The 24149-nt window shown below is 69.3% G+C and carries 26 protein-coding genes; 16 read left to right on the top strand and 10 right to left on the bottom strand.

What is annotated here, in order from left to right; genetic code table 11:
- Positions 1-348: 348 nt before the first annotated feature.
- The 5 genes from queA (at position 349) to V7Q42_RS07730 (ending at position 4657) form a co-directional block, all read left to right on the top strand.
- Complete coding sequence (queA, locus tag V7Q42_RS07750; protein ID WP_333823363.1) at positions 349-1431, top strand: tRNA preQ1(34) S-adenosylmethionine ribosyltransferase-isomerase QueA; 1083 nt, start codon at positions 349-351, stop codon at positions 1429-1431.
- Complete coding sequence (tgt, locus tag V7Q42_RS07745; protein WP_333823362.1) at positions 1428-2576, top strand: tRNA guanosine(34) transglycosylase Tgt; 1149 nt, start codon at positions 1428-1430, stop codon at positions 2574-2576. Before queA ends, tgt begins: the two co-directional genes overlap by 4 nt.
- Positions 2577-2895: 319 nt before the next feature.
- On the top strand, positions 2896-3282 hold the full coding sequence (locus V7Q42_RS07740) for a VOC family protein (RefSeq protein ID WP_333823360.1): 387 nt from the start codon (positions 2896-2898) through the stop codon (positions 3280-3282).
- Positions 3283-3500: 218 nt separating this feature from the next.
- Positions 3501-4301 carry an AzlC family ABC transporter permease gene (locus tag V7Q42_RS07735; RefSeq protein WP_333823359.1) on the top strand — a complete coding sequence of 267 codons (801 nt, stop codon included), beginning with the start codon at positions 3501-3503 and terminating at the stop codon, positions 4299-4301.
- Positions 4298-4657 (top strand): AzlD domain-containing protein, encoded by a 360-nt coding sequence (locus V7Q42_RS07730; RefSeq protein WP_333823357.1) that lies wholly within the window; start codon positions 4298-4300, stop codon positions 4655-4657. The genes V7Q42_RS07735 and V7Q42_RS07730 overlap by 4 nt, the downstream gene beginning before the upstream one ends.
- A gap of 20 nt (positions 4658-4677) precedes the next feature.
- Here the strand turns inward: V7Q42_RS07730 and V7Q42_RS07725 are convergent, their stop codons facing one another.
- From V7Q42_RS07725 to V7Q42_RS07700, 6 genes are all read right to left on the bottom strand, one after another.
- Positions 4678-4929: a GlsB/YeaQ/YmgE family stress response membrane protein gene (locus V7Q42_RS07725; protein WP_333823418.1), complete on the bottom strand. Its 252-nt coding sequence runs from the start codon at positions 4927-4929 to the stop codon at positions 4678-4680.
- Positions 4930-4963: 34 nt separating this feature from the next.
- Complete coding sequence (locus V7Q42_RS07720) at positions 4964-5389, bottom strand: HIT family protein (protein WP_333823356.1); 426 nt, start codon at positions 5387-5389, stop codon at positions 4964-4966.
- An 89-nt stretch (positions 5390-5478) separates the two neighbouring features.
- On the bottom strand, positions 5479-6672 hold the full coding sequence (locus tag V7Q42_RS07715) for a GNAT family N-acetyltransferase (protein WP_333823355.1): 1194 nt from the start codon (positions 6670-6672) through the stop codon (positions 5479-5481).
- Positions 6673-6835: 163 nt separating this feature from the next.
- Positions 6836-7144: a hypothetical protein gene (locus V7Q42_RS07710; protein WP_333823354.1), complete on the bottom strand. Its 309-nt coding sequence runs from the start codon at positions 7142-7144 to the stop codon at positions 6836-6838.
- Positions 7145-7369: 225 nt separating this feature from the next.
- Positions 7370-8140 (bottom strand): glycerophosphodiester phosphodiesterase family protein, encoded by a 771-nt coding sequence (locus V7Q42_RS07705; RefSeq protein WP_333823353.1) that lies wholly within the window; start codon positions 8138-8140, stop codon positions 7370-7372.
- Positions 8141-8155: 15 nt separating this feature from the next.
- Positions 8156-8617 (bottom strand): RidA family protein, encoded by a 462-nt coding sequence (locus tag V7Q42_RS07700; RefSeq protein WP_333823352.1) that lies wholly within the window; start codon positions 8615-8617, stop codon positions 8156-8158.
- A 230-nt stretch (positions 8618-8847) separates the two neighbouring features.
- Between V7Q42_RS07700 and V7Q42_RS07695 the strand changes: the two genes are divergently transcribed.
- Together V7Q42_RS07695 and V7Q42_RS07690 are read left to right on the top strand one after the other, a co-directional pair.
- Positions 8848-9753: a cell envelope integrity EipB family protein gene (locus V7Q42_RS07695; RefSeq protein WP_333823351.1), complete on the top strand. Its 906-nt coding sequence runs from the start codon at positions 8848-8850 to the stop codon at positions 9751-9753.
- 85 nt (positions 9754-9838) lie between these two features.
- Positions 9839-10156, top strand: a complete 318-nt coding sequence (locus V7Q42_RS07690; RefSeq protein ID WP_333823350.1) for a hypothetical protein — start codon at positions 9839-9841, stop codon at positions 10154-10156.
- A gap of 10 nt (positions 10157-10166) precedes the next feature.
- Here the strand turns inward: V7Q42_RS07690 and V7Q42_RS07685 are convergent, their stop codons facing one another.
- Together V7Q42_RS07685 and panC are read right to left on the bottom strand one after the other, a co-directional pair.
- Positions 10167-10436, bottom strand: coding sequence for a 4a-hydroxytetrahydrobiopterin dehydratase (locus V7Q42_RS07685; protein ID WP_333823349.1), 270 nt, complete (start codon positions 10434-10436; stop codon positions 10167-10169).
- A 38-nt stretch (positions 10437-10474) separates the two neighbouring features.
- Positions 10475-11356: a pantoate--beta-alanine ligase gene (panC, locus tag V7Q42_RS07680; RefSeq protein ID WP_333823348.1), complete on the bottom strand. Its 882-nt coding sequence runs from the start codon at positions 11354-11356 to the stop codon at positions 10475-10477.
- A gap of 252 nt (positions 11357-11608) precedes the next feature.
- Between panC and V7Q42_RS07675 the strand changes: the two genes are divergently transcribed.
- Positions 11609-12349 carry a VWA domain-containing protein gene (locus V7Q42_RS07675; RefSeq protein ID WP_333823347.1) on the top strand — a complete coding sequence of 247 codons (741 nt, stop codon included), beginning with the start codon at positions 11609-11611 and terminating at the stop codon, positions 12347-12349.
- Between the two features lie 10 nt (positions 12350-12359).
- Positions 12360-13130 carry a DnaJ domain-containing protein gene (locus V7Q42_RS07670; protein ID WP_333823346.1) on the top strand — a complete coding sequence of 257 codons (771 nt, stop codon included), beginning with the start codon at positions 12360-12362 and terminating at the stop codon, positions 13128-13130.
- On the opposite strand, the gene V7Q42_RS07665 is transcribed toward V7Q42_RS07670, so the two are convergent.
- Complete coding sequence (locus V7Q42_RS07665; RefSeq protein ID WP_333823345.1) at positions 13124-14866, bottom strand: D-alanyl-D-alanine carboxypeptidase; 1743 nt, start codon at positions 14864-14866, stop codon at positions 13124-13126. The genes V7Q42_RS07670 and V7Q42_RS07665 overlap by 7 nt on opposite strands.
- A gap of 353 nt (positions 14867-15219) precedes the next feature.
- Between V7Q42_RS07665 and V7Q42_RS07660 the strand changes: the two genes are divergently transcribed.
- From V7Q42_RS07660 to clpA, 3 genes are all read left to right on the top strand, one after another.
- The gene (locus V7Q42_RS07660) at positions 15220-15549 is read left to right on the top strand and encodes a phasin family protein (protein ID WP_333823344.1); all 330 of its coding nucleotides are present in this window, start codon (positions 15220-15222) and stop codon (positions 15547-15549) included.
- Between the two features lie 344 nt (positions 15550-15893).
- Positions 15894-16223, top strand: coding sequence for an ATP-dependent Clp protease adapter ClpS (clpS, locus tag V7Q42_RS07655; protein WP_333823417.1), 330 nt, complete (start codon positions 15894-15896; stop codon positions 16221-16223).
- Between the two features lie 10 nt (positions 16224-16233).
- Positions 16234-18672, top strand: a complete 2439-nt coding sequence (gene clpA, locus V7Q42_RS07650) for an ATP-dependent Clp protease ATP-binding subunit ClpA (protein WP_333823343.1) — start codon at positions 16234-16236, stop codon at positions 18670-18672.
- A 626-nt stretch (positions 18673-19298) separates the two neighbouring features.
- Here the strand turns inward: clpA and ruvX are convergent.
- The gene (gene ruvX / locus V7Q42_RS07645) at positions 19299-19829 is read right to left on the bottom strand and encodes a Holliday junction resolvase RuvX (protein WP_333823342.1); all 531 of its coding nucleotides are present in this window, start codon (positions 19827-19829) and stop codon (positions 19299-19301) included.
- A 201-nt stretch (positions 19830-20030) separates the two neighbouring features.
- Between ruvX and V7Q42_RS07640 the strand changes: the two genes are divergently transcribed.
- The 4 genes from V7Q42_RS07640 to V7Q42_RS07625 all read left to right on the top strand — a co-directional run bounded on the left by V7Q42_RS07640 (position 20031) and on the right by V7Q42_RS07625 (position 23949).
- Positions 20031-20777, top strand: coding sequence for an SAM-dependent methyltransferase (locus V7Q42_RS07640; protein WP_333823341.1), 747 nt, complete (start codon positions 20031-20033; stop codon positions 20775-20777).
- Between the two features lie 247 nt (positions 20778-21024).
- On the top strand, positions 21025-21312 hold the full coding sequence (gene gatC, locus V7Q42_RS07635) for an Asp-tRNA(Asn)/Glu-tRNA(Gln) amidotransferase subunit GatC (protein WP_333823340.1): 288 nt from the start codon (positions 21025-21027) through the stop codon (positions 21310-21312).
- A 55-nt stretch (positions 21313-21367) separates the two neighbouring features.
- On the top strand, positions 21368-22858 hold the full coding sequence (gene gatA / locus V7Q42_RS07630) for an Asp-tRNA(Asn)/Glu-tRNA(Gln) amidotransferase subunit GatA (RefSeq protein ID WP_333823339.1): 1491 nt from the start codon (positions 21368-21370) through the stop codon (positions 22856-22858).
- 122 nt (positions 22859-22980) lie between these two features.
- Positions 22981-23949 (top strand): hypothetical protein, encoded by a 969-nt coding sequence (locus tag V7Q42_RS07625; protein WP_333823337.1) that lies wholly within the window; start codon positions 22981-22983, stop codon positions 23947-23949.
- Positions 23950-24149: the final 200 nt, after the last annotated feature.

The following is a 24149-nucleotide window of genomic DNA, read 5'->3' as shown; positions in this document are numbered from 1 at the left end:
GCGGAACTTCGTACGACGGGTATGGCGCGCGACCGCAGGGGTTCCCGGTCGGTTCGACGGACGTCGGGACGCTCCGCCGCGGTTCGTCGATCTTTCGTGCGAGACCTTCAGACCCGGTTCGGTTGTTTCCGTGCGCGATGCTTCGAGACGACGCCCTTCGGGAGTCTCCTCGGCATGAGGCGCCGTATTTCTCCATGGCAATCTCGGACGTCTCGTCCCGAGGAGCGCCGAAGGCGCGTCTCGAAGCATCGCGCAGGGTGGGCCGCGAAAGTTCCGTTTCGTGCTTCGGGTCGGTTCTTTTCGCGCCGACCGGTTCAGTCCGGCCTGAACTTGCTCTATGAGACGCGCATGCGCGTCGACCTCTTCGATTTCGATCTTCCCCCCGAACGTATCGCCCTGCGCCCCGCGAGCCCGCGTGAGAGCGCCCGGCTGCTCGTGGTGCGGCCGGGGGGGGCGCCGGAGCTGACGGATGCCACCGTCGGCGATCTGCCGAGCTTGCTGCGGCCCGGCGATGCGCTGGTGTTCAACGACACGCGCGTCATCCCGGCCGAACTCGCCGGCACCCGCATCCGCGGCGAGAACCGCGTCGCCGTCGCCTTCAATCTGGTCGAACGCGCCGGCGCGAACCGGTGGCGGGCCTTCGCCCGGCCGGGCAAGCGGCTGAAGGCCGGCGACCGGGTGCTGTTCGGCGAAGAGGGCCGCGCCTGCCTCCTCGGCGAGGTGTGGGCGACGGTCACGGCGAAGGGGGAGGACGGCGTCGTCGATCTCGCCTTCGATCTCTCCGGCCCCGATCTCGATTCCGCGATCCATGACGTCGGCCACATGCCGCTGCCGCCCTACATCTCGGCCAAGCGGGCGGCGGACGCGCGCGACGACACCGACTATCAGACGATCTTCGCCCGCGAGGAGGGCGCGGTGGCGGCGCCGACGGCGGGACTGCACTTCACGCCGGAGATGATGGCGCGGCTCGACGCGATGGGCATCGAACGCCATTTCGTGACGCTGCACGTCGGGGCGGGGACGTTCCTGCCGGTGAAGGTCGACGACACGGCCGACCACGTCATGCACTACGAGAGCGGCCATCTCTCGGCCGAGACGGCCGAGCGACTGAACGCGGTGCGCGCCCGCGGCGGGCGGATCGTCGCGGTCGGCACCACGTCGCTCCGCATCCTCGAGAGTGCCTGCGACGAGGCCGGGCGGCTCGCCGCCTTCGCCGGGGCGACGAACATCTTCATCACGCCGGGCCGCCGCGTCCGCTCGATCGATGCCTTGATGACCAACTTCCATCTGCCGCGATCGACGCTGTTCATGCTGGTCGCCGCCTTCTCCGGGCTCGAGCGGATGAAACGGGCCTATGCCCATGCGATCGAGACCGGCTATCGCTTCTATTCCTACGGCGACGCGTCGCTCATCTTCCCCGAGGCGCCATGAGCGAGACCCCCACCGACACCCCCGAATTCGGCTTCACCCTGCACACCACCGACGGGGTGGCCCGGCGCGGCACGGTGACGACGGCGCACGGCGAGATCCGCACCCCGGCCTTCATGCCGGTCGGCACCCAGGCGACGGTCAAGTGCATGTATCCCGCCCAGGTGCGCGAGCTCGGGGCGGACATCATCCTCGGCAACACCTATCACCTGATGCTGCGCCCCGGCGCGGAGCGGGTGGCGAAGCTCGGCGGGCTCCACCGCTTCATGAACTGGCCGCATCCGATCCTGACCGATTCCGGCGGCTTCCAGGTGATGTCGCTGGCGCAGCTGAGGAAGATCACCGAAAAGGGCGTCACCTTCCGCTCCCACATCGACGGCTCGAAACACGAGCTGACGCCGGAGCGCTCGATCGAGATCCAGGGCCTGCTCGGCTCGAACATCCAGATGCAGCTCGACGAATGCGTCGCGCTTCCCGCTCCCGCCAAGGAAATGGAGCGGGCGATGGAGCTGTCGCTGCGTTGGGCCGAGCGCTCCAGGTCGGCGTTCTTCGGCAAGCGTGGCCACGGCATCTTCGGCATCGTCCAGGGGGGCGACGACGAGGGCCTGCGGCTCAGGTCGGCGAAGGGCCTCGTCGACATCGGCTTCCACGGCTACGCCCTCGGCGGCCTCGCCGTCGGCGAGCCGCAGGAGGTGATGCTCCGGGTGATCCGGGCGACCACCCCGGCGTTGCCTGCGGACAAGCCACGCTACCTCATGGGGGTCGGCACGCCGCACGACATCCTCGAGGCGGTGGCGCGCGGCATCGACATGTTCGACTGCGTCATGCCGACCCGCGCCGGACGTCACGGTCAGGTCTTCACCCGCCATGGCCGGGTGAACCTCAAGAACGCCCGCCACGCCGACGATCCGCGTCCGCTCGATGAACTCTCCGACTGCCCGGCGGCGCGCGACTGGTCGCGGGCCTATCTGCATCACCTCGTCCGCACCGGCGAGGCGCTCGGCGCCATGCTGCTGACCTGGGTGAACCTCGCCTACTACCAGTCGCTGATGGCCGGCGCCCGGGCGGCGATCGAGGCGGGGCGCTACACCGACTACAAGGCCGAGGTCGAAGAGGGCTGGGCGAAGGGCGACATCGAGGCGGTTTGAGGGGTGCGGTTCGGTCGTCGGCAGGTGGTGCGCGATGGTTCGAGGCCCCGCTCGCGCGGGGCACCTCACCATGAAGCGCCTCGATCGTCGTGCAATTCGGGAGGCGCTTCATGGTGAGGTGCGAGCGTAGCGAGCCTCGAACCATCGCGCACCGACCTCGTCGACGCGCCGCCGTCGCTCCGCGATCGGCCGCCCCCGGGACATGGACCGAGAGGCGGCGTCTCGTGCCGCGACGGTGCTCTGCGTCGGCGGCGCTGGTGGGCGCGGGCGACCGTGCTAGGCTCGCCGCTTCCGTTCCCGTCCTGCGGAGGATGTCCTCGTGCTCGACCACATCGGCGTTCCGGTTCGCGATCTCGCCCGTTCGAAGGCCTTCTACGAGACGGTGCTCGCATCGCTCGGCTACGGCCCCGTCATGGAACTCGATCCGTCGGTGACCGGCGGCGCCGGTTTCGTCGGCTTCGGCCGGCCGGGCAAGCCGCAGTTCTGGATCTCCAACGGTGAGCCGCTCACCGGCGTCCTCCACGTCGCCTTCATGGCCGAGAACCGCGCCGCGGTCGCCGCCTTCCATGCGGCGGCGCTCGCCGCAGGCGCGCGCGACAACGGCGGACCGGGGCTGCGCCCGCACTATCATCCGAACTACTACGGCGCCTTCGTCTTCGATCCCGACGGTCACAACATCGAGGCGGTCTGCCACCGGCCCGAATGACGGGCGACGTCATGCCGTCGGCCGCGGACGCCGACGCATCCGGCCGACGAAGATGTGCGAATTTCTCATATGCATCGGCGGTATGAGAAATTCGCGCCAGGAATGCCATCGGATCGATTCCGGTGGCCGATGATCTCGCGCCGCGCTCCGGCGACGCTCCGGCATCCTCGAGGGGGAGGGTGAGGGGGCGGCTCTCTTCCCGTCCCCGCGCGCTCGTCATGACCGCTTCGCCGGCCACTCCTCCCGAACGCTCCGCCGCCCGCTGGTTCGCCGCCGGCATGGCCGATTTCGTGTCGCTGCCGGCCTTCATCCTGATGGCGGCCTTCACCGGCTTCGGCGGCCTCGCCCATGCGAGCGGCGTGACGCTCGCTCAGGCGGTGGCGATGTCGGGGCTGATCTGGGCGCTACCGTCGATGGTGGTGCTGGTCGGGGCGATCAAGGCGGGGACGCCGATCCTGGCGACGGCGATCGCGGTGTCGCTCTCGGCGGTGCGGCTGATGCCGATGGCGATGTCGTTGATGCCGATCGTGCGCGACGAGAAGACGCCGAAGTGGCTGCTCTACTGGATCTCGCATTTCATCGCGGTGACCGCCTGGGTCTTCGGCATGACCAAGCTGCCGGGCCTGCCGCGGCCGGCGCGGGCGCCCTATTTCCTCGGCTTCTGCATGACGCTGACCGGCGTCAACATGGGGGTGACGGCGGTCTCCTGGCTCGCCGCCGCGTCGCTGCCGCCGGTGGCCGCCGCAGCACTGGTGCTGCTGACGCCGCTCTACTTCATCCTGTCCTTGTGGCGGGCGGCGGAGCGGGCGCCGACCGACCGGATGGCGCTGGTGATCGGCATGGCGGTGACGCCGGTCGCCCATCACCTGTCGCCGGAATTCACCCTGCTGATCACCGGTCTCGTCGGCGGAACGATCGCCTTCTTCCTCGGACGCGCCCTCGAGCGGCGGCGCGCGCCGAGCCGGGAGGCGACCGCGGCGAGCGACCTTCCCGCCGATCTCGGAGGCGACGAACGATGAGCGGCCTCTCTTTCGACGCCCTGGACAGCTGGTGGTGGCCGTGGGTGTTCATCCTCGCCGCCGGCTGGCTCGCCAACGACATGTGGCGCTTCCTCGGCGTCGCCTTCTCGGGCCGGCTCACCGAGGAGAGCCCGGTCTTCGCCTATGTGCGGGCGGTGGCGACGGCGCTTGTCGCCGGGGTGATCGGCACGCTGGTGCTGTTCCCGACCGGCGATCTGGCGGCGACCGGCGTCGGGCTGCGGGTCGCGGCGGTGGCGATCGGTTTCGCCGCCTTCAAGATGGCGCGGCAGCACATCTTCGTCGGCGTCGCCGCCGGCGAGATGGCTTTCGCGGTGGGATGGTGGGCCGGGTTCTAGGGGCGCGACGCGCCGCCGGATCAGCGCTGCAGCTTGGGAATCAGCGACAGCACCACCAGGACGATGATCGCACCGATGGCGGCGCGGATGACCTCGCCGACGAGGCCGTGGCCGAGGATGAAGCCGAGGCGGGGCAGCACGTAGCCGGCGACCGCAGCGCCGACGATGCCGAGCACCGCGTTGGCGACGAAACCGAAGCCGCCGCCGCGCACCAGCAGGCCGGCGAGCCAGCCGGCGACGGCGCCGACCAGGATCCAGACGACGAAACCCATCAACATGGCGAAGCTCCTCTCGACGCGGGCGCCCTCAGGCGAGGACGGCGCGGATCTTCTCGGCGTGGGCGGCGAGCACCTTCTGGTCGGCGAAGGGCCGCGGCAGGCGGCGGACCGAATCGGCCATCTGACGCGGCATGACATGGACGTGGAGGTGGAAGACCTCCTGGCCGCCGGCCTTCTCGTTGAACTGCTGGATGGTGACGCCGTCGGCGAGGAAGGCGGTGGTCACGGCGACCGCCATCTTCTGCACCGTGGCCGCCACCGCGGCGAGATCGGCGGGGCGAACATCGAGGATGTTGCGCGCCTTGGCCTTGGGGATCACCAACACGTGGCCGTCGACCGCGGGCATGACGTCCATGAAGGCGAGCGTCGCCTCGTCCTCGTAGACCACGTGGGCGGGGATCTCGCCGCGCAGGATCTTGGCGAAGACGTTCGAGTCGTCGTAGGCGATGGTCATCGATGGGCCTCTCGTCGGTTCTGCCGATGCGCGACTGTGGGTCGGAGGCGACGGCGGGTCAAGCGGTGCGGGTCGCGGGGGAGCGATGCTCAGAATTTCGGTCGGTCGCCGTAGGGCGAACCGGCGAGGAGTTCGGCGTCGGCCTCGGCGACGGCCTCGCGTTCCTGGCCCAGATAGCGGTCGACGGCGGTGCGGAAGCCGGGATCGCGGACGAGATGGGCCGAGCGCGTCTCGACCGGGAGATAGCCGCGGGCGAGCTTGTGTTCGCCCTGGGCGCCGGCCTCGACACGGGAGAGGCCGTGGGCGATCGCCCAGTCGATGGCGCGGTGGTAGCAGACCTCGAAATGCAGGAAGGGGCGGTCCTCGACCGTGCCCCACCAGCGGCCGTAGAGGGCGTCCGCGCCGATGAAGTTGAGCGCTCCGCCGATGCGGCGGCCGTCGGCCTTGGCCATCACCAGCAGGATGCGGTCGGCCATGGTCGAGCCGATGTGGTCGAAGAAGTCGCGGGTGAGGTAGGGTCGGCCCCATTTGCGGCCGCCGGTGTCCTGGTAGAAGGCGAAGAAGGCGTCCCAGTCCGCGTCGGTGATGTCGGAGCCGGTGAGCAGGTCGATCTCGACGCCGCCGGCCATCGCCTCGCGACGCTCGCGGACGAGCTGCTTGCGTTTGCGGCCGAGCAGGGTCGAGAGGAAGTCGTCGTAGTCGCGATAGCCGCGGTTCGGCCAGTGGTACTGGCGATCGACGCGGGCCGACCAGCCGACGGCGGCGAAGGCGGTCGCGTCCGCCTCGCCGAGAAAGGTGGCGTGGGCGGAGGAGAAGCCGGCATTCTCGGTCAGCGCTTCCAGCCCGGCGATCAACATGCGGCGGCGGCCGGCGAGGGCGTCTGCCTCGCCGCGGCCGACGAGCAGGCGCGGGCCGGTCACCGGGTTGAACGGCACGGAGACCTGGAGCTTCGGATAATAGCGCCCACCGGCGTGTTCGTAGGCGCGCGCCCAGGCGTGGTCGAAGACGTATTCGCCCTGGCTGTGGGTCTTCACATAGGCCGGGACGACGGCGATCGGCCGCCCGTCGGCGCCGTCGATCGCCAGATGGCGCGGATGCCAGCCGGTCTCGGGTGCGGCGGAGCCGGAAGCTTCCAGCGCGGTGAAGAAGTCGTGGGAGAGAAGCGGATCGGGTCGGTCGGCATCGCCGGCGGCGCAGCGGTCCCAGTCGGTGCGATCGATCTCGTCGGCACCGGCGACGACGCGGATCGCCACCTCTTCGCCGTCCCCGCGCCGATCGTCCATGCCGCGTCTCTCCGTCGTTTCGTAGGGGAGGATAGGGGAGCGGGCGGTGTTCGCCAGCCCCGATGCCGCCGGCGGGCGGCGATCGGACGTGCCGGAGACGAGAAGACCGGCCGCTCGGGGGAGGGCCGGTCTCATGGGGCGATGCGAAAGGTGGTCGAGCCGCTCAGCGGCAGATACGGCGCGTGTGGCGATCGCCCCAGCTGTCGTACCAGACCTCGCGCCAGCAGCGACGCGGCACGACGACTTCTTCCTCCTCGTAGACGCGCACCGGGCGGCGGCGGACGACATAGGTCTCCTCCGGCTGCGGCTGGCTCAGCGCGTTGCCGAGGATGAGGCCCCCGACGAGGCCGGCGGCGCCGGCCGCGAATGCCGCACCCGGATCGCCGGCGCGCGCCGGAGCGGTCGTGGCGACGGTGGAGGCGGCGAGGACGGCGACCGTGGCGGCCGCGAGGGCGAACTTCCTGACGAACATGATCTTCTCACCTCTAGGTCCGGGCGCGACGCCCGGGAGCGACCCGTAGGGGAACTCGAACCGGCGATTCCTCGCCGAACATCGAGACGTCAGTTCACCCGCCGTTCGAGACGAAAACATGGCGAGCCGAACGACGTCTCCGATCGGGGTTCACGATCCCCCCGTCAGGGTGAAGAAAGAGTGACCTTTTCCGCCGCGCGACGCGGATCGCCGGGGGCGGGGCGGTCAGTTCGTGGCGCCGGTCGTGTCGGGGTCGAAGCCTTCGAAGACGATCTGATCGGCATGGGCGAGGACCCGGCGGCGGGCCTCTTCGCTCTTCACCGTCCAGCTGATGACCGGCAGGCCGAAGAGCTTGCGCGCCACCCAGGGGCCGGGGGCGGGGAGGTCCCTGACGCAATAGGAAACGAACTTCGGCCGGGTGCGCGGGGCGTGCAGCAGGTGGCGCAGGGCGAAGCGCTCGATGCGGGTGAAGCGGGCGTAGTATTCGAGATTGGTGGCGCTGTCGGCGACGATGCCGTGGGCGATCCCGGGCATGATCCGGTTCGCCGCCGCCACCACCTCCGGGTCGAAGGACTTGGTGACGACCGGGCCGCGATAGGCGGCGAGCTTCTCGGCGACGCGGGCGACCAGCCGGTCGTCGGGGCGGCGGGGGAACTCGCTCTTCAGTTCGAGGCAGAGGCCGACCCGGCCGTCGACGGTCCGCAGGAGATCGTCGAGGGTCGGGATGCGGTCGGAGGTGCCCTTGATGGGGATGTCGCGCAGCTCCGCCATGGTGCGGCGGTCGACCCTGCCGGTCGCGGTGGTCAGCCGGTCGAGGGTGTCGTCGTGGAAGACGACGATCTCCTCGTCGGCGGAGAGCAGCAGGTCGACCTCGATGTTGTAGCGCTTCTCCACCGCGCGGCTCGCCGCGCCGAGAGTGTTCTCGATGACGCCGGCGGCGGCGTCGTGCAGGCCGCGATGGGCGATCGGGCGGGCGGTGAGCCAGGAGATGTCCACGGTCGACCTCGTCCGTCAGGCGACTTCGAAGATGCCTTCGACCTCGGCGGCGACGCCGAAGGGCAGGCCGGCGGCGCCGAGCGCGGAGCGCGAATGGCGGCCGCGGTCGCCGAAGACCTCGACCATCAGATCGGAGGCGCCGTTGATCACCTTCGGGTGGTCGGTGAAGTCGCCGGTGGCGTTGACGAAGCCGGTGAGCTTGACCACCCGGACGAGCTTCTCGAGGTCGCCGATCGCCGCCTTGACCTGGGCGATCAGATTGATGGCGCAGAGGCGGGCGGCGGCGCGGCCGGTGTCGAGATCGGCATCGAGCCCGAGCTTGCCGACGTACTCGATGCCGTTCGGGCCGACCGGGATCTGGCCGGAGACGAAGACGAGGTTGCCGGAGCGGACGAAGGGGACGTAGTTGGCGAGCGGGGCGGTCGGCGTCGGCAGGGTGATGCCGAGTTCGGCGAGGCGGGCTTCGATGGTGCTCATGGGGTCGGCTCCGAAGGCGAGGTCGCCGAGCGGCGAAACGGCGCGGCGGGGTGCCCCTTCATGTCCGAAATCCGCGACGGCGGCAATCGATCGCGTCGCGGAGCAGGGCGTCGCGGGCGCGTCGTCGATTGAAATCGCCGACGAACCGGTCCAAGAGTGGGCGTGTTCGGAAGGCGTGCGGAGAAGGCGCGGTGCGCTCCCCGCGAACGAGGTTGCGAATGACGGATCGGATGTCCCTGCGGTTCCTGTTCTCGTCGACGACACCTGCCGCCCCCTTCGGGACGGCCGTGACGCAGGTCGCGCCGGTCGGCGCGGCGCTGGCGCTCGCCGCGATCCTCGCCGCAGCGGCGCCGGCCGTCGCCGGTCCGGGCGACACGCTTCGCGGCTTCGCGGCTCATCGGGCCGTCTACGAGATGACGCTCGCCCGGCGCAACGACCGAGCCGATGTGCTCGAGGTGTCGGGCCGGCTGGTCTACGAATTCTCCGGCAACACCTGCGACGGTTTCTCGTCGCGGTTCCGGCTGGTGACGCGGCTGACCAACAACGACGGGCGGGCGCGGGTCACCGACATGCGCACCACCTCCTTCGAGGACGGCGCCGGCAAGAGCTTCGACTTCGTCAATCAGAACCTCGTCGACGGCCGGACCATCGAGGACACCAAAGGGATCGCGCGTCACGACGGCGCGGCGACGCGGGTGACGCTCGCCGGCGGCGACGGCAAGCCGATCGATCTGCCGGCCGAGGTGCGGTTCCCGACCGAGCACATGGTCGACCTCCTGGAGGCGGCGAAGGCCGGGCGGTCGCTCGCCGAGATCGATCTCTTCGACGGTTCCGACGGCGGCCGCAAGGTGTTCCGCACCACGGTGGTGATCGGCCGCGAACAGAGCGGCGCCGACGACACGGCGGGCGAACCGGCGGCCGATGCGGCGCTGACCGAGGGCAAGCGGCGCTGGCCGGTCGAGATCTCCTATTTCGATCGCAGCAAGCCGCAAGGCGACGTCCTGCCGGACTATCAGCTCGGCTTCCTGCTCTACGAGAACGGCGTGTCGCGGCAGCTGCGCCTCGACTACGGCGATTTCGCCATCGGCGGACGCCTGTCGAGCCTCGAGGCGCTGCCGGCGGGCGAGTGCAAGTGAGGCGCGCGGACGTCGGGCGGCGTCCTCGAAATCGCCGGGTTCGGAGTGCAAGGGTGTCCGGTTCCATCCGGATCGGGAGAGGTCGATGAAGGTCGTATCGTTCGTCGTCGCCGGTGCCGCCGCGGCGCTCTTCGCCGCCTCGGCCCTGCCGTCGGCCGCGGCGGAGCCGTGTCCGGCGAAGCTCTCCGCCAACAATCCGGCCTTCGGCGCACCGCGCGCCTGCGCCGCCGCTCCGGCGAAGCCGGTGAAGTCGACGAAGAACGCGCCGACCAACGATCGCAAGGCGGACGAGGTGACGAGCGCCGACGGCAGGAAACTCTATCGCTACGGCGACACCACCATCGCCGTCGGCGGCTACGTCGCCGCCGACGTGACGACGGGAAAAGGCAAGATGCGCCCCTGAGGCGGGTGCCTCAGCCGTCCGCCGCGATCCGCGCGAAGACGGCGTTCATGTGGGCGGCGAGGTCGAGATCCTTCGCCGTCACGCCGCCGGCACCGTGGGTGGTGAGGTCCACCTCGACCCGGCCGTGGACGTTCTTCCATTCGGGATGATGGTTCGTCGCCTCGCAGCGGAAGGCCACCTCGACCATGAAGGCGATGGCCGCCGGGAACGAGGCGAAGCGATAGGTCCGGCGGATGCGGCTCGCGTCGCCGCTCCAGCCTTCCGGCAACGGGTCGGTCATGCGTGGACCTCCGGACGGCGGCGGCAGGACCGGAGCGATCACACCGCGATGTTGTCGATCAGCCGCGTCTTGCCGAGCCACAGGGCGGCGAGGAGGCGCAAGGGTTCGCCCGGCTCGCTCGGCGTGGCGAGCGTCACGGCGTTGCGGATCTCGAGATAGTCGACCTGACGGAAACCGGCGGCGAGGAGCGTGTCCTTCGCGGCGGCGAGTGCGGCGGCGGCGTCGCCCCCGGCGCGGACCGTGGCGGCGACCTTGCGCATCTCCTCGGCGAGACGCGGCGCGACGGCGCGCTCCTCGGGCGAGAGGTAGGCGTTGCGCGACGACATGGCGAGGCCGTCCGCCTCGCGCACCGTGGCGCCGCCGACGATCTCCACCGGGATCATCAGGTCACGCACCATCTGCCGCACCACGGCGAGCTGCTGGTAGTCCTTCTCGCCGAAGATCGCCACGTCGGGGCCGCAGGCGATCAAAAGCTTGGCGACGACGGTGGCGACGCCGGCGAAGAAATGGGGGCGGAAGTCGGTCTCGAGCCCGAGGGCGGGACCGGCGACCTCGACCCGGGTGACCGAGCCGAGCGGATACATCTCGAGCGCGTTGGGAGCGAAGACGAGATCGGTGCCGAGACCGGTGAGTTTCTCCACGTCGGAGACTTCGGTGCGCGGATAGGTCTGGAAGTCCTCGTGCGGGGCGAACTGGGTCGGATTGACGAAGATCGACACCACCACGTGGGTGGCGCGGCGGAAGCCTTCTTCGACCAGCGACAGGTGGCCGGCGTGCAGGGCGCCCATGGTCGGCACCATGGCGACGGTCTCGCCGGCCTGCCGCCATGCGGAGATGCGGGCGCGAAGATCGGCGACGGTGCGCACGATCACCGGCCGACGCCCGACTTGCGAACCGACACCACGCATCGCCTCGATCATGCCGATCTCCCGTCGTCGCGACATCACGAGATCCACAGCCCGCGTCGCGATCCATGTTGCGGTGCGGGACAATGCCAGAAACGGCCCTTCCGCGCCAGTCCATTCTGATCGATTTAGAGCCATGAGAAAGGCGAAGCGAGGGCGAACCGGGACCGGCAGCGTCGCCGTCGCGGGCGAGGGATGGGCGGGCCCGCGACGAAATGCTATCGGGAGACGGGGGCGTCACGGGCGCTCCGAACGGACGGAAGGGCCATGATCGCGGACGAACCGAAGGACCGAGGCGAACTCGATCGCGCCGGCGCGACGGCGCCGGCCGACCGGTCGAGCGGCGACGAGATCGCGCGGTTTCTCGCCGAGACGAAGCGCAAGGCGCGGCGGACCGCCGGCGGCCGGCTGATCTTCGCCCTCGACGCCACCATGAGCCGCCGGCCGACCTGGGAGCGGGCGGCGGTGTTGCAGGCGGCGATGTTCGACGAGGCGGCGCGGATCGGCGGGCTCGAGGTGCAACTCGTCTATTATCGCGGGCACGACGAATGCCGCGCCAGCCGCTGGTTCGCCGACGCCGCCGATCTCTCCCGCGTCATGGGCGGTATCGACTGCCGGGCCGGGTCGACGCAGATCGGCCGGGTGCTCGCCCACGTCGCGGCGGAGGCGCGCGAGCGGCCGGTCGCGGCGCTCGCCTTCGTCGGCGACGCCTGCGAGGAGGAGGCCGGCGATCTCGCCGACCTCGCGGCGCGTGCCGCCATGACCGGCATCGCCTGTTTCATGTTCCAGGAGGGGCACGATCACCGGGTGGCCCCGGTCTTCGCCGAGATTGCCAGATTGACCAAGGGCGCCCATGTTCCCTTCGACGAGGGCTCGGCCGACCGGCTCGGCGATCTGCTGAGGGCGGTCGCGGCCTATGCCGCGGGCGGGCGCGATGCGCTGTTGCGCCTCTCGGAGCGGCCGGACGGCGAGGGCGCGCGCCTGCTCCTCGGGCGCATGGGAGGGTGAGAGGCGAGCGATGAATTCGGTGTTTCTCGGCATCGCCGTGATGGTCGGCGTGCTGGTCCTGATGCAGGGCTTCGTCTCGGCCAATCCGGCGAAACTGGCGGTGACGGTGAAGCGGGCCGGGGCGGCGGCGCTGATGGCGCTGGCGGTCGCCATGGCGGCGACCGGGCGATTCGTCGTGGCGGCGCCGCTCTTCGTCTTCGCGCTGATGCTCGCCGGTCCGACCGCCGGTAACTACGCCCGTCTCGTCAAGCCGTTCCTCGGGCCCTGGGGCGCGATCCTCTCCGCCTTCGGCGGGTCGGGCGCCTCGGCCAAGGGGCGGCGCTCGACGGTGCGTTCGGCGGCGCTCGAAATGGAACTCGATCACGATACCGGAACGCTCTCCGGCCGCGTCCTGGCCGGGCGGTACGAGGGTCACGATCTGGCGCGATTGTCGGTGGACGACCTCTTGGCGCTGTGGCGGGAGATCGGAGCGGATCCGGAGAGCCGCTCACTGCTGGAGGCGTACCTCGACCGCCGGGCGCCCGTCTGGCGCCAGCACGCTCAGGAAGACCCTGCAGCGCGGCAACGCGGCGCGGCGCGCCCGGGCGCGATGACCGACGAGGAGGCCTACCAGATTCTCGGCCTTCGCCCAGGCGCGTCCGAGGCCGACGTCCGAGAAGCGCATCGACGACTCGTGAAGGCGGTGCATCCCGACATGGGGGGCTCGACCTTCCTCACCGCGAAGATCAACGAAGCCAAGGACAGACTCGTCGGCAAACATGGGACGCGCTCCAATCACTGACGCAGAGCCAAACAGGCGAAGTCTTTGCGCTTGAGGGCCTTGCAGGCGGTCTCGGCGCGCTTCTGGTCGGCGAAACCGGCGAACCGGGCACGCCACACTCGTCCCGAGCCCGTATGGGTCGGCTCGGTGAAGGCTTCGGTGCGGGCGAGGGCGGATCCACCCTTGCCTCTGGCCTTGTCGAGGGCGGCGCGGGCCGCCTTCTCGTTGTCGTAGGCGCCGATCTGGACCACCCAACCCTGATGCTGGGCGATCTTCGGTGACGGCACCGGGGCCGGCTCCGCCTTGTGGCGCGGCAGGGCGCCGGTGGTCGCCGCCGCGATGTCGCGCGACGAGATCGTCGCCGCGGCGAGAGACGGTGGCGGAGGCGGGGGTGGCGCCGGCTCGGCGACCGGGGTCGACCGCGGCGCGGCGGCGGCGACGACGACCGGACGGGGCGGCGGCGTGACCGCCTCGGGGATCGGCTGGCCGGTCCTCGGCAGGAGAATGGCGCGCGCCATCGCCACGGCGGCGCCGTGATCGGCCGAAGTGCGGCCGACGTGTTCGGGCTGGGCGATCGGCACGATGTCGGAGGAGGCGATGCGCGGGCGATGTGGCGCGACGGGCGCCGGGGCGGGGGCCGGAGCCGGCGTCACGGCCATCAGCGCCATCGGAGCGGCGGTCTCTTCGGCGCTTCCCTCGTCCGACGAGTCGGTGGCGCGAGACGGAGCGGAGACGGGCAGGGCGGCGACGCGGGACGGCGCCGGCGTCGGCAGCGCCGCTTCGTCGTCATCGTCGTCGGCGGCGGAGGCGGTACGGATGCCGTTCTCGGCGAAGACCGAGGAGACCTTTCCGCCGGTCGAGGCGCGGGGCAGATAGCCGGCGAGCAGCGACGCCATGTGGTCGTCGCGCGCCCGGCCGGACGAGCCGCCCATGACGGCGGCGACGAGATGGCGACCGTCGCGGCGGATCGACGAGACGAGATTGAAGCCGGAGGCGTTGGTGTAGCCGGTCTTGATGCCGTCGATACCGTCGAGGCGATAAAGCAGCTTGTTGTGGTTGCCGTGGACCGAGCTGCCCCAGGTGAAGCTGCGGGTGGCGAAATAGCGATACTGGACCGGGAAGCGCTCCTGGAGGGCGCGGCCGAGGATCACCATGTCGCGGGCGGTGGTGTACTGGGCGTCGTTGGGCAGGCCCGAGGCGTTGTAGAAGGTGGTGCCGCGCATGCCGATGCGGCGCGCCGTGGCGGTCATGCGGCGGGCGAAGGCCTGTTCGGTGCCGCCGAGGTTCTCGGCGACGGTGACGGCGACGTCGTTGGCCGACTTGGTGACCAGCGCGCGGATGGCGTCTTCCACGGCGATCGTCTGGCCGGGGCGCAGGCCGAGCTTGGACGGCGCCTGGGCGGAGGCCTTGGCCGAGGCGGTGAAACGGGTGGACAGGCTCACCTTGCGCTTCTGCATGTCCTCGAACAGCAGGTAGAGCGTCATCATCTTGGTGAGCGAAGCGGGATGGCGCGGCGCGTCGGCGTTCTTGGCGTAGAGGATCCGGCCGGTCTTGTCGTCGATGACGATGGCGGCATAGCGCGACGAGCCGGTGAGGTCCTCGGAGCGGACGACCCGATGCACCTTCACGCGGTTGTGGACACCGCGCTTCTTGCGCTTGCCGGCCTCGGCGCTCGTCACACCGACGACGCAGACGACCAGAGCCACCAGAACCGACCAGATCAGGCGGCCCCGACCAGAGGTACGCGAATACTGCACTGTCACATCCTCGACGCCGCCGTTCGCCATCATGGGCGAACAACTCGATGTCCCGACGGCTCGCCACTGCCCCTCGAGGCGCTTCTCCCTCCGTTTCCGCCACCTCGGGTGGCGGGAGGCGGAAAGAGGGAGTGTGGCGTGCCGTCCACAACGATCAGAATGCGACCGACGAGGTTGAGGATCGGTAAATCCCGAGGGATGAATCGTGATGATGTTGCACTGCAAAAAAATTCTTGACGGCAGTGCGGGAGATTGACATATTGCAGCGCAGCATCAGCCGGACACGCAATCCGGCGCGAGATCCACAGCCGGCGTTCGGCGGCGAACGCCACGACAACGAGGATGGCCCCGAGATGATCGCTTCCGTCGAAGACTTCCAGAAGTTCGCCAAGGACAACGCCGACAACGCTCAGAAGGTGTTCGGCACCCTGTCGAAGGGTCTGCAGACCATCGCCGCGGAGATCGGCGACTATTCCAAGAAGTCCTTCGAGGAAGGCTCGGCCGCGCTCGAGCAGCTCGCCGGCGCCAAGTCGCTCGACAAGGTCGTCGAGATCCAGTCCGACTACGCCAAGAAGTCCTACGAGGGCTTCGTCGCTCAGTCGACCAAGGTCGGCGAGCTCTACGTCGACCTCGCCAAGGAGATGGCCAAGCCGTTCGAGGCTCTGGTTCCCAAGGCGAAGTGATCCGACGACGGGTGCGGGGTCCTCGACCCCGGCGCCCGTGACGTCCGTTTCTGCGAAGGCCCGGTCGGCGACGACCGGGCCTTTCGTCGTTCACGATCCGGCGAGACGGGCGAGCAGGGGAACGACGGACGGCCGTGATCGGCGGGGGGACGCCGTTGCGGGCGGCCGGCGATGCCCTACAATGTTCGGCGAAGCACCCCATATGCTTCGGGTGTGGGCGACGGTCGAAGCGCGAGCTGCGGCCTCGTCGGACCCGCCGTCGGCTCTCGGGCCGGAACGTCAACGAGCCGTGCGCCTCGTGCGGCTGGATCCAGCGAAGCGAAATGCGCGTATTCGTCACGACCATGAGCCAGGAACCGCCGAAGAACGGCGACGACGATCTCGATCACGGGGTGGTCACCAAGGTTCGCCCCAAGGTCAAGCGCCCGAGCATGTATCGGGTCCTGCTGCTCAACGACGACTACACGCCGATGGAATTCGTCGTCCACGTGCTCGAGCGCTTCTTCAACAAGGGGCGCGACGAGGCCACGCGGATCATGCTGCACGTCCACCACCACGGCGTGGGAGAATGCGGCATCTTCACCTACGAGGTGGCGGAGACCAAGGTCACCCAGGTGATGGATTTCGCCCGCCGCAACCAGCATCCGTTGCAATGCGTCATGGAAAAGAAGTGAGGTCCGACCCGTGCCGTCCTTCTCCCGCAGCCTCGAGAAGGCGCTCCATCAGGCTCTGCATCTGGCCAACGAGCGCCGCCAGGAATACGCCACCCTCGAACACCTGCTGCTGGCGCTGATCGACGATCAGGACGCCGCCGCGGTGATGCGGGCCTGCAACGTCGACATGGACGTGCTGAAGCGCAACCTGATCGAATACGTCGACACCGAACTCGAGAACCTCGTCTCCGACGACGAGGACGACGCCAAGCCCACCGCCGGCTTCCAGCGGGTGATCCAGCGCGCCGTCATCCATGTCCAATCCTCGGGACGCGAGGAGGTGACCGGCGCCAACGTGCTCGTCGCCATCTTCGCCGAGCGCGAGAGCCATGCGGCCTATTTCCTGCAAGAGCAGGACATGACCCGCTACGACGCGGTCAACTACATCAGCCACGGCATCGCCAAACGGGCGGGGATGACCGAGGCGCGGCCCCCTCGCGGTGCGGAGGAAGAGATGTCGACGACCGAGACCTCCGCCGAGACCAAGAAGAAGACCGAGGCCCTCGAGGCCTATTGCGTCAACCTCAACGACAAAGCGGAGAAGGGCAAGATCGATCCGCTGATCGGCCGCGAGGCCGAGATCGCCCGCACCATCCAGGTTCTCTGCCGCCGCTCGAAGAACAATCCGCTCTACGTCGGTGATCCCGGCGTCGGCAAGACGGCGATCGCCGAGGGCCTCGCCCGCCGCATCGTCAAGGGCGAGGTGCCCGAGGTGCTCCTCGGTTCGACCGTCTTCGCCCTCGACATGGGGGCGCTGCTCGCGGGAACGCGCTATCGCGGCGACTTCGAGGAGCGGCTGAAGCAGGTGGTCAAGGAGATCGAGGAATATCCCAAGGCGATCATGTTCATCGACGAGATCCACACCGTGATCGGTGCGGGGGCGACGTCGGGCGGCGCCATGGATGCCTCGAATCTGCTCAAGCCTGCCCTCGCATCGGGCAACGTCCGCTGCATCGGCTCGACCACCTACAAGGAATATCGCCAGTTCTTCGAGAAGGACCGGGCGCTGGTGCGTCGCTTCCAGAAGATCGACGTCAACGAGCCGTCGGTGCCCGACGCGATCGAGATCCTCAAGGGGCTGAAGCCCTATTTCGAGGAGCATCACAAGGTTCGCTACACCCACGACGCCATCAAGGCCGCGGTGGAACTGGCGGCGCGTTACATCAACGACCGCAAGCTGCCGGACAAGGCGATCGACGTGATCGACGAGTCCGGTGCGGCACAGATGCTGGTGGTCGAGTCGAAGCGGCGCAAGGTGATCGGCGTCAAGGAGATCGAAGAGACGATCGCCACCATGGCGCGGATCCCGCCGAAGTCGGTCTCCAAGAACGACGCCGAGGTGCTCGAGCATCTCGACACCAACCTGAAGCGCGTCGTCTACGGTCAGGACAAGGCGATCGAGACGCTGGCCGCGGCGATCAAGCTGGCGCGTGCCGGCCTGCGCGAACCGGAGAAGCCGATCGGCTCCTACCTCTTCGCGGGCCCGACCGGCGTCGGCAAAACCGAAGTCGCGAAGCAGCTCGCCAAACTCCTCGGCGTCGAGATGCTGCGCTTCGACATGTCGGAGTACATGGAGCGGCACACCGTCTCCCGCCTCATCGGTGCGCCTCCGGGTTACGTCGGCTTCGACCAGGGGGGCCTGCTCACCGACGGCGTCGACCAGCATCCGCACTGCGTGCTGCTGCTCGACGAGATCGAGAAGGCCCATCCGGACCTGTTCAACATCCTGCTGCAGGTCATGGACCACGGCAGCCTCACCGATCACAACGGCAAGAAGGTCGACTTCCGCAACGTCATCCTGATCATGACGACCAATGCCGGCGCCGCCGATCTCGCCAAGGCGCCGATCGGATTCAACCGGGTCAAGCGCGAGGGCGACGATACGGAAGCGATCAACCGGCTGTTCACGCCGGAGTTCCGCAACCGCCTCGACGCGGTGGTGGCGTTCCAGAACCTGCCGCTCGAGGTGATCCGTCAGGTCGTCACCAAATTCGTGATGCAGCTCGAGGCGCAACTCGCCGACCGCAACGTCACCTTCGAACTCGACGAGGCGGCGACCGACTGGCTCGCCACCAACGGCTACGATCGCCAGATGGGCGCTCGGCCGCTCGGCCGGGTGATCCAGGAGCACATCAAGAAGCCGCTCGCCGACGAGGTTCTGTTCGGCAAGCTGAAGCGCGGTGGCGTGGTCAAGGTGACGGTCGGCAAGACCGAAGACGGCGAGGGGCTGGTGCTCGAGAGCATCCCGGCGGTGACCGCCGTCGCCGCGCCGGCGCCGGAGCCCGAGGTCAAGGCGAAGGCCAAGGCGCGGGCCAAGAAGCCGGTCAAGGCGAAGAAGCCGCCGAAGTCCGGCGTCCCGGCCATCTCCCGCCCCCGGGCGATCGTGCCGCATCAGCCGGGCGAGGAGTGATCGGCTCGCCGAAGTCTTCGATGAACAAAGAGGCCCCCGGACCGCGAGGTTAGGGGGCTTTCTCGTCACGACGGGCGGAGTTGATCGGAGATGCCCCCGACACCGTCATCGCCGGGCTCGACCCGGCGACCCGGCGGCATCGCCTCGAGGGGGAGAGTCCCGATGGGTCCCCAGGTCGAGCCCACGGCTGTCCGGTCCGGGTCGCGTGCGGATGCGCGCCCTCCCTTCTCCCCTTGCGGGAGAAGGTGGCCGAAGGCCGGATGAGGGGTCTGGACCTCTCGAAACGGCAGAAGCTCGCGGGATCGTCCGGTTGCGTGCTGACGCGCGCGCCCTCTCATCCGCCCCTGCGGGGCACCTTCTCCCGCGAGGGGAGAAGGGAACTCCGTGCCGTGTCCCACTCGCTGAAGACCGGGTCGAGCCTCTGTTCGATCAATGGCTCGACACCGCCCGTCGCCGCCCGAACCGGACAGCCGCGGATCAAGCCCGGGGATGACGGGGAGGGGAGGTCGTGGGGTCCAAAGAGCGCGGCGAATTGCACCGACGGCTCGTGCGGCTGGTGGCGCGGCGGCTCGTGTCGCCGCCGCCGAGAATGGACACGGTGCAAATCGCCTTCGGCTCTTTGCACTCTACGGATCATTCCCCCGCGCCGCACGCTCCTCGGCTTCCTCGCGCGCTGCCCGCGCCAACGCCTGCATACGGTCCAGCGCCCCTTGGAGAATGAAGCTCGCGGCCATCTTGTCGACGACCTCGGCACGTTTGGCGCGCGAGGTGTCGGCCTCCAGCAGGGTGCGGGTGACGGCGGTCGTCGACAGGCGCTCGTCCCACCAGGTGATGGGGATCGTCGTCAGCGGCACGAGATTGCGGACGAAGGCGCGGGTCGCCTGGGCGCGCGGGCCTTCGGAACCGTCCATGTTGAGCGGTAGGCCGATGACCATGCCGGCCACCTGCTGCTTGTCGCAGACGGCGAGCAATTCGGCGACGTCGAGCGAGAATTTCTTGCGGCGGATCGTCTCCATCGGCGTGGCGATGCGCCGGCCGAGGTCGGAGAGGGCGAGACCGATGGTCTTGGTGCCGAGATCGAGGCCGATCAGCCGGGCGGAGGCCGGCAGACGGGTGGCGAGGTCGAGGAGGGGCAGGGTCGGATCGGGTGCGGCCATGGCCGCGAGCCGTAGCACGGCGTGGCGGCGAAGGGGAGGGGGCGGGCCCCGTGCCTCCGCGCCTCTGCCCGGGCGTTCGGGGTGGACCTCGACGGCGGCTGCACTCCCGGGTCGGCGCAGATGCCGGTCCACCGGGCCGACGGATCTCGTATACTGACGTAGATCGACCCACTCCATTCCGATCCGAAGGGCGCCTCCGCCGTGGACATCCCCCGCATCTTCACCATCACCGAAAGTGCGCACCGCATCCACAACCCGTTCACGGACGAGAAGCTCGCGACGCTCGGCGCGGCCTTGCGCCTGGAACCGGAGACCCGTGTGCTGGACCTCGGCAGCGGATCGGGCGAGATGCTGTGCACCTGGGCCCGCGATCACGGGATCCGCGGCACCGGCATCGACTTGAGCCCGTTGTTCACCGAACAGGCGAAGGCGCGCGCCGTGGAACTCGGGGTCGCCGATCGCGTCGCGTTCGTCCATGGTGACGCCGCCGGCCACGTGGCCGAGGAGAAGGTCGGCGTGGCGGCCTGTCTCGGTGCCACATGGATCGGCGGGGGCGTCGCCGGCACCGTCGCACTCTTGGCCGAGAGCCTCCGCCCCGGCGGGATCGTCCTCGTCGGCGAGCCCTATTGGCGGCGGCTGCCGCCGACCGAAGAAGTCGCCGTGGGATGCCTCGCCGGTTCGATCTCCGACTTCCTCCTGCTTCCGGGGCTTCTCGCTTCCTTCGGCGAGCTCGGCTACGACGTCGTGGAGATGGTTCTGGCGGACCAGGACGGATGGGACCGATACGAGGCGGCCAAATGGCTCACCATGCGCCGGTGGCTGGAAGCCAATCCCGACGACGATTTCGCGAAGGAGGTTCGGGCCCGGTTGACGTCGGACCCCGTACGCCACGCCAGCCATACCCGTGAATATCTGGGCTGGGGGGTGTTCGCGCTGATGGCGCGATGAGGTCGCCGGCGGGCGCGGTCGGCGGCGTCGGGCGCGGGCTTCGATCGGAGCTCGGCCGACCGGGGAGTTCGTGTCGCCGCCGAGGCCCGGTACGGGCCGGACGGTGGGCGGGACCGCGGCGGGGCCGCGCCGTGTCCGAGAACGCTGCCGGCGCCGATTGCTTCGGCTTCTTTCGGGGTGTTAGAACGGTTCCGGCGCTTCGCCTTTCGCGGCGCAACACGTCCGTTCGTCCCGTCCCGAGGTACTCATGTCCGTCGATCGTTCCACCGTCGTCCGTGTCGCCCATCTGGCGCGCATCCGCGTCGCCGAGGAGGAGGTGGACAAGCTCCAGGGCGAACTCAATTCGATCCTCGGTTTCGTCGAACAACTGGCCGAACTCGACGTCTCGAACGTCGAGCCGCTGACTTCGGTCGTGCCCATCGCCATGAAGAAGCGGGTCGACGTCGTCACCGACGGCGGCATCCCCGACAAGGTGACGCGGAACGCGCCGCAGGCCGAAGACGACTTCTTCGTGGTTCCCAAGGTGGTCGAGTGAGCCCGCGCCTCTTCCCGCGCCCGTTCCTCCCCCGTTTCTCGATGGATTGCCGCCCGTGACCGATCTGACCGCACTCTCCCTCGCCGAAGCCCGCGACGCGCTGAAGGCCAAGACCTTCACCGCCACCGAGCTGACCGACGCCTATCTCGCCGCCATGGAGAAGGCGCGGGTGCTCAACGCCTATGTGCTGGAGACGCCGGAGAAGGCGCGCGAGATGGCGAAAGCCTCCGACGCGCGGATCGCCGCCGGCACCGCCGGGGCTCTCGAGGGGCTGCCGCTCGGCATCAAGGACCTCTACTGCACCGAGGGCGTGCGCACGACCGCCTGCTCGAAGATCCTCGACGGTTTCGTCCCGCCCTACGAATCGACGGTGACGACGAACCTGTGGGCCGACGGCGCGGTGCTGCTCGGCAAGCTCAACAACGACGAGTTCGCCATGGGCTCGTCGAACGAGACCTCGTGCTTCGGCGACGTCGTCAATCCGTGGCGGCGCAAGAGCCCCGACGGCTCGATCGACCCGACGCCGCTCGTCCCCGGCGGCTCCTCCGGCGGTTCGTCGGCCGCGGTCGCGGCGCGGCTGTGCGTCGGCGCCACCGGCACCGACACCGGCGGCTCGATCCGCCAGCCGGCGGCCTTCACCGGCACCGTCGGCATCAAGCCGACCTACGGCCGTTGCTCGCGCTGGGGCATCGTCGCCTTCGCCTCGTCGCTCGATCAGGCCGGTCCCTTCGCCCGCACGGTGCGCGACACGGCGATCCTCTTGAAGTCGATGGCCTCGGTCGACCCGAAGGACACGACTTCGGTCGATCTGCCGGTGCCGGACTACGAGGCGGCGGTCGGCCGCTCGATCAAGGGCAAGGTCATCGGCATCCCGAAGGAATATCGCGTCGACGGCATGCCGGCGGAGATCGAGGCGCTGTGGCAACAGGGCATCGCCTGGCTGCGCGAGGCCGGCGCGGAGATCCGCGAGATCTCGCTGCCGCACACCAAGTACGCCCTGCCGGCCTATTACATCGTCGCGCCGGCGGAGGCCTCGTCGAACCTCGCCCGTTACGACGGCATCCGCTACGGCCTGCGCGTGCCGGGCGACGACATCACCGACACCTACGAGCTGACTCGCGCCGCCGGCTTCGGCTCGGAGGTGCGCCGGCGCATCATGATCGGCACCTACGTGCTCTCCGCCGGCTACTACGACGCCTATTACGTCCGCGCCCAGAAGGTGCGCACCCTGATCAAGCGCGACTTCGACATCGCCTTCCAGGCCGGCGTCGACGCGGTGCTGACCCCGGCGACGCCGTCGTCGGCCTTCGGCATCGGCGAGAAGTCGGGCGGCGATCCGGTCGAGATGTACCTCAACGACATCTTCACCGTGACGGTGAACATGGCCGGCCTGCCGGGCATGGTCGTGCCGGGCGGCCTCGACGCCAAGGGCCTGCCGCTCGGGCTGCAGCTGATCGGCCGTCCCTTCGAGGAGGAGACGCTGTTCCAGGTCGGCGAAGTCATCGAACGCGCCGCCGGCCGCTTCACCCCCGAGGCGTGGTGGTGACGACGCCGAGCCGAGCGGCGACCGCCCCTTCGACCGGAGATCGTTCCACGAGGACGCTCTCCTCCGGTTCTCTCCCCCCTCGAGGGGGAGGGAACGATGGGGCGTCGGCTTTCTCCGAAACGTTGCGCCGAGTTCTCGGCGTCGCCGCCGCCGCCTTCGCTTTCCTGGTCACCGTCCAAGCCATGGCTCAGGGCCTTCCCGCTGGCGTGAAGACGTTTTCCGCCAAGGATGTGATCGAGGGAACGAAAGTTTCGCGTGAACAATGCGCGAAGCTGCCGAAGGCCGTCTTCGTCGAAGCTTTCGGCGACGGCATCTGCGTCCGGTACTACCTCCACGGTTCGGCGAAGGGCAGGGCGGCGGTCGTCTTCTTCACCGGCGACGTGCTCGGTCTGTCGAAGACCGGCCAGCGCGAGGTCGAGCCGGGCTATCTCACCCAGGCGCCGGAATTCATCGACATCGCCTCGCGGGTGTGGGGCGAGCGGCTGGGTACGCCGGTCATCTATTTCGGCCGCATGGGCATGACCGGGTCGTCGGGTTGGCACGGCGATCGGCGCACGGCGCTGGAGGCCGAGGTGACCAAGAAGGCCCTCGACGCCATCAAAGCACGAGAAGGGGCGATCGGCTTCCATCTCGCCGGCCAGTCGGGTGGGGCGATGTTGGTGCCGGCGCTGGTCGCCGCCCGCGACGACATCGGCTGCGCGGTGATCGCCTCCGGTCCGCTCGACTTCCGCCGCTTCACCGCCGCCTACGGCATCTCGTTCCGCACGGTCGGCAAGCGCGCCCATCTCGACCCGATGGCGCAGGTGCCGCAGGTGGCGGCGCGGACCGCGGGCGCCGATCCGACGCGGCTCTTCCTTCTCACCGACCCGGCCGACACGGCGGTGCCGGCGAAGTTCCAGACCCCTTGGGTCGGGGCGATCGAGGCCGCGGGCGGCCACGTCACGCAGATCCTCACCGGCGGGCGCGGGGTGGAGCACCATGCGCTGATCGAGAAGTCGTTGTTCGTCGCCCGCGACTGCATCGCCGGCAAGAGCGACGCGGCGATCGAGAAGGTCTGGAAGGGCCGGGGCGGCGACGACCTGCCGCGGTGAGGGGGTGATCCTCGAGGTCTTTCTCGCACTTCGTCAGATTTCCGATTTGTCGATACCGTTGCCCCGAATTCAGCCGTCATCCCCGGCGAGCGCGACGCGCGAGGGAAGGGGATCCATGGGCCCATCAGCTTTCTGAGAGGTCGATGGATCCCCTTCCCCTCCGCTTCGCTCCGGCCGGGGATGATGGGCTTTGCTTCGAC

Source organism: Pinisolibacter sp. (assembly GCF_036782435.1).
In the GTDB taxonomy this organism is placed as follows: Bacteria; Pseudomonadota; Alphaproteobacteria; order Rhizobiales; family Ancalomicrobiaceae; genus CALBKH01.
This window is presented reverse-complemented; position numbering and strand designations above follow the sequence as displayed.

Coding starts and splice junctions, on each gene's coding strand:
- V7Q42_RS07725 (WP_333823418.1), bottom strand. CDS start 4,929: ATGGGTTTCGTCGTCTGGATCCTGGTCGGCGCCGTCGCCGGCTGGCTC.
- V7Q42_RS07675 (WP_333823347.1), top strand. CDS start 11,609: ATGATCGCGGACGAACCGAAGGACCGAGGCGAACTCGATCGCGCCGGC.
- V7Q42_RS07690 (WP_333823350.1), top strand. CDS start 9,839: ATGAAGGTCGTATCGTTCGTCGTCGCCGGTGCCGCCGCGGCGCTCTTC.
- tgt (WP_333823362.1), top strand. CDS start 1,428: ATGAGCGAGACCCCCACCGACACCCCCGAATTCGGCTTCACCCTGCAC.
- V7Q42_RS07660 (WP_333823344.1), top strand. CDS start 15,220: ATGATCGCTTCCGTCGAAGACTTCCAGAAGTTCGCCAAGGACAACGCC.
- queA (WP_333823363.1), top strand. CDS start 349: ATGCGCGTCGACCTCTTCGATTTCGATCTTCCCCCCGAACGTATCGCC.
- clpS (WP_333823417.1), top strand. CDS start 15,894: ATGAGCCAGGAACCGCCGAAGAACGGCGACGACGATCTCGATCACGGG.
- V7Q42_RS07695 (WP_333823351.1), top strand. CDS start 8,848: ATGTCCCTGCGGTTCCTGTTCTCGTCGACGACACCTGCCGCCCCCTTC.
- V7Q42_RS07710 (WP_333823354.1), bottom strand. CDS start 7,144: ATGTTCGTCAGGAAGTTCGCCCTCGCGGCCGCCACGGTCGCCGTCCTC.
- V7Q42_RS07720 (WP_333823356.1), bottom strand. CDS start 5,389: ATGACCATCGCCTACGACGACTCGAACGTCTTCGCCAAGATCCTGCGC.
- gatC (WP_333823340.1), top strand. CDS start 21,025: ATGTCCGTCGATCGTTCCACCGTCGTCCGTGTCGCCCATCTGGCGCGC.
- V7Q42_RS07730 (WP_333823357.1), top strand. CDS start 4,298: ATGAGCGGCCTCTCTTTCGACGCCCTGGACAGCTGGTGGTGGCCGTGG.
- ruvX (WP_333823342.1), bottom strand. CDS start 19,829: ATGGCCGCACCCGATCCGACCCTGCCCCTCCTCGACCTCGCCACCCGT.
- V7Q42_RS07700 (WP_333823352.1), bottom strand. CDS start 8,617: ATGAGCACCATCGAAGCCCGCCTCGCCGAACTCGGCATCACCCTGCCG.
- panC (WP_333823348.1), bottom strand. CDS start 11,356: ATGATCGAGGCGATGCGTGGTGTCGGTTCGCAAGTCGGGCGTCGGCCG.
- V7Q42_RS07685 (WP_333823349.1), bottom strand. CDS start 10,436: ATGACCGACCCGTTGCCGGAAGGCTGGAGCGGCGACGCGAGCCGCATC.
- V7Q42_RS07670 (WP_333823346.1), top strand. CDS start 12,360: ATGAATTCGGTGTTTCTCGGCATCGCCGTGATGGTCGGCGTGCTGGTC.
- V7Q42_RS07715 (WP_333823355.1), bottom strand. CDS start 6,672: ATGGACGATCGGCGCGGGGACGGCGAAGAGGTGGCGATCCGCGTCGTC.
- V7Q42_RS07735 (WP_333823359.1), top strand. CDS start 3,501: ATGACCGCTTCGCCGGCCACTCCTCCCGAACGCTCCGCCGCCCGCTGG.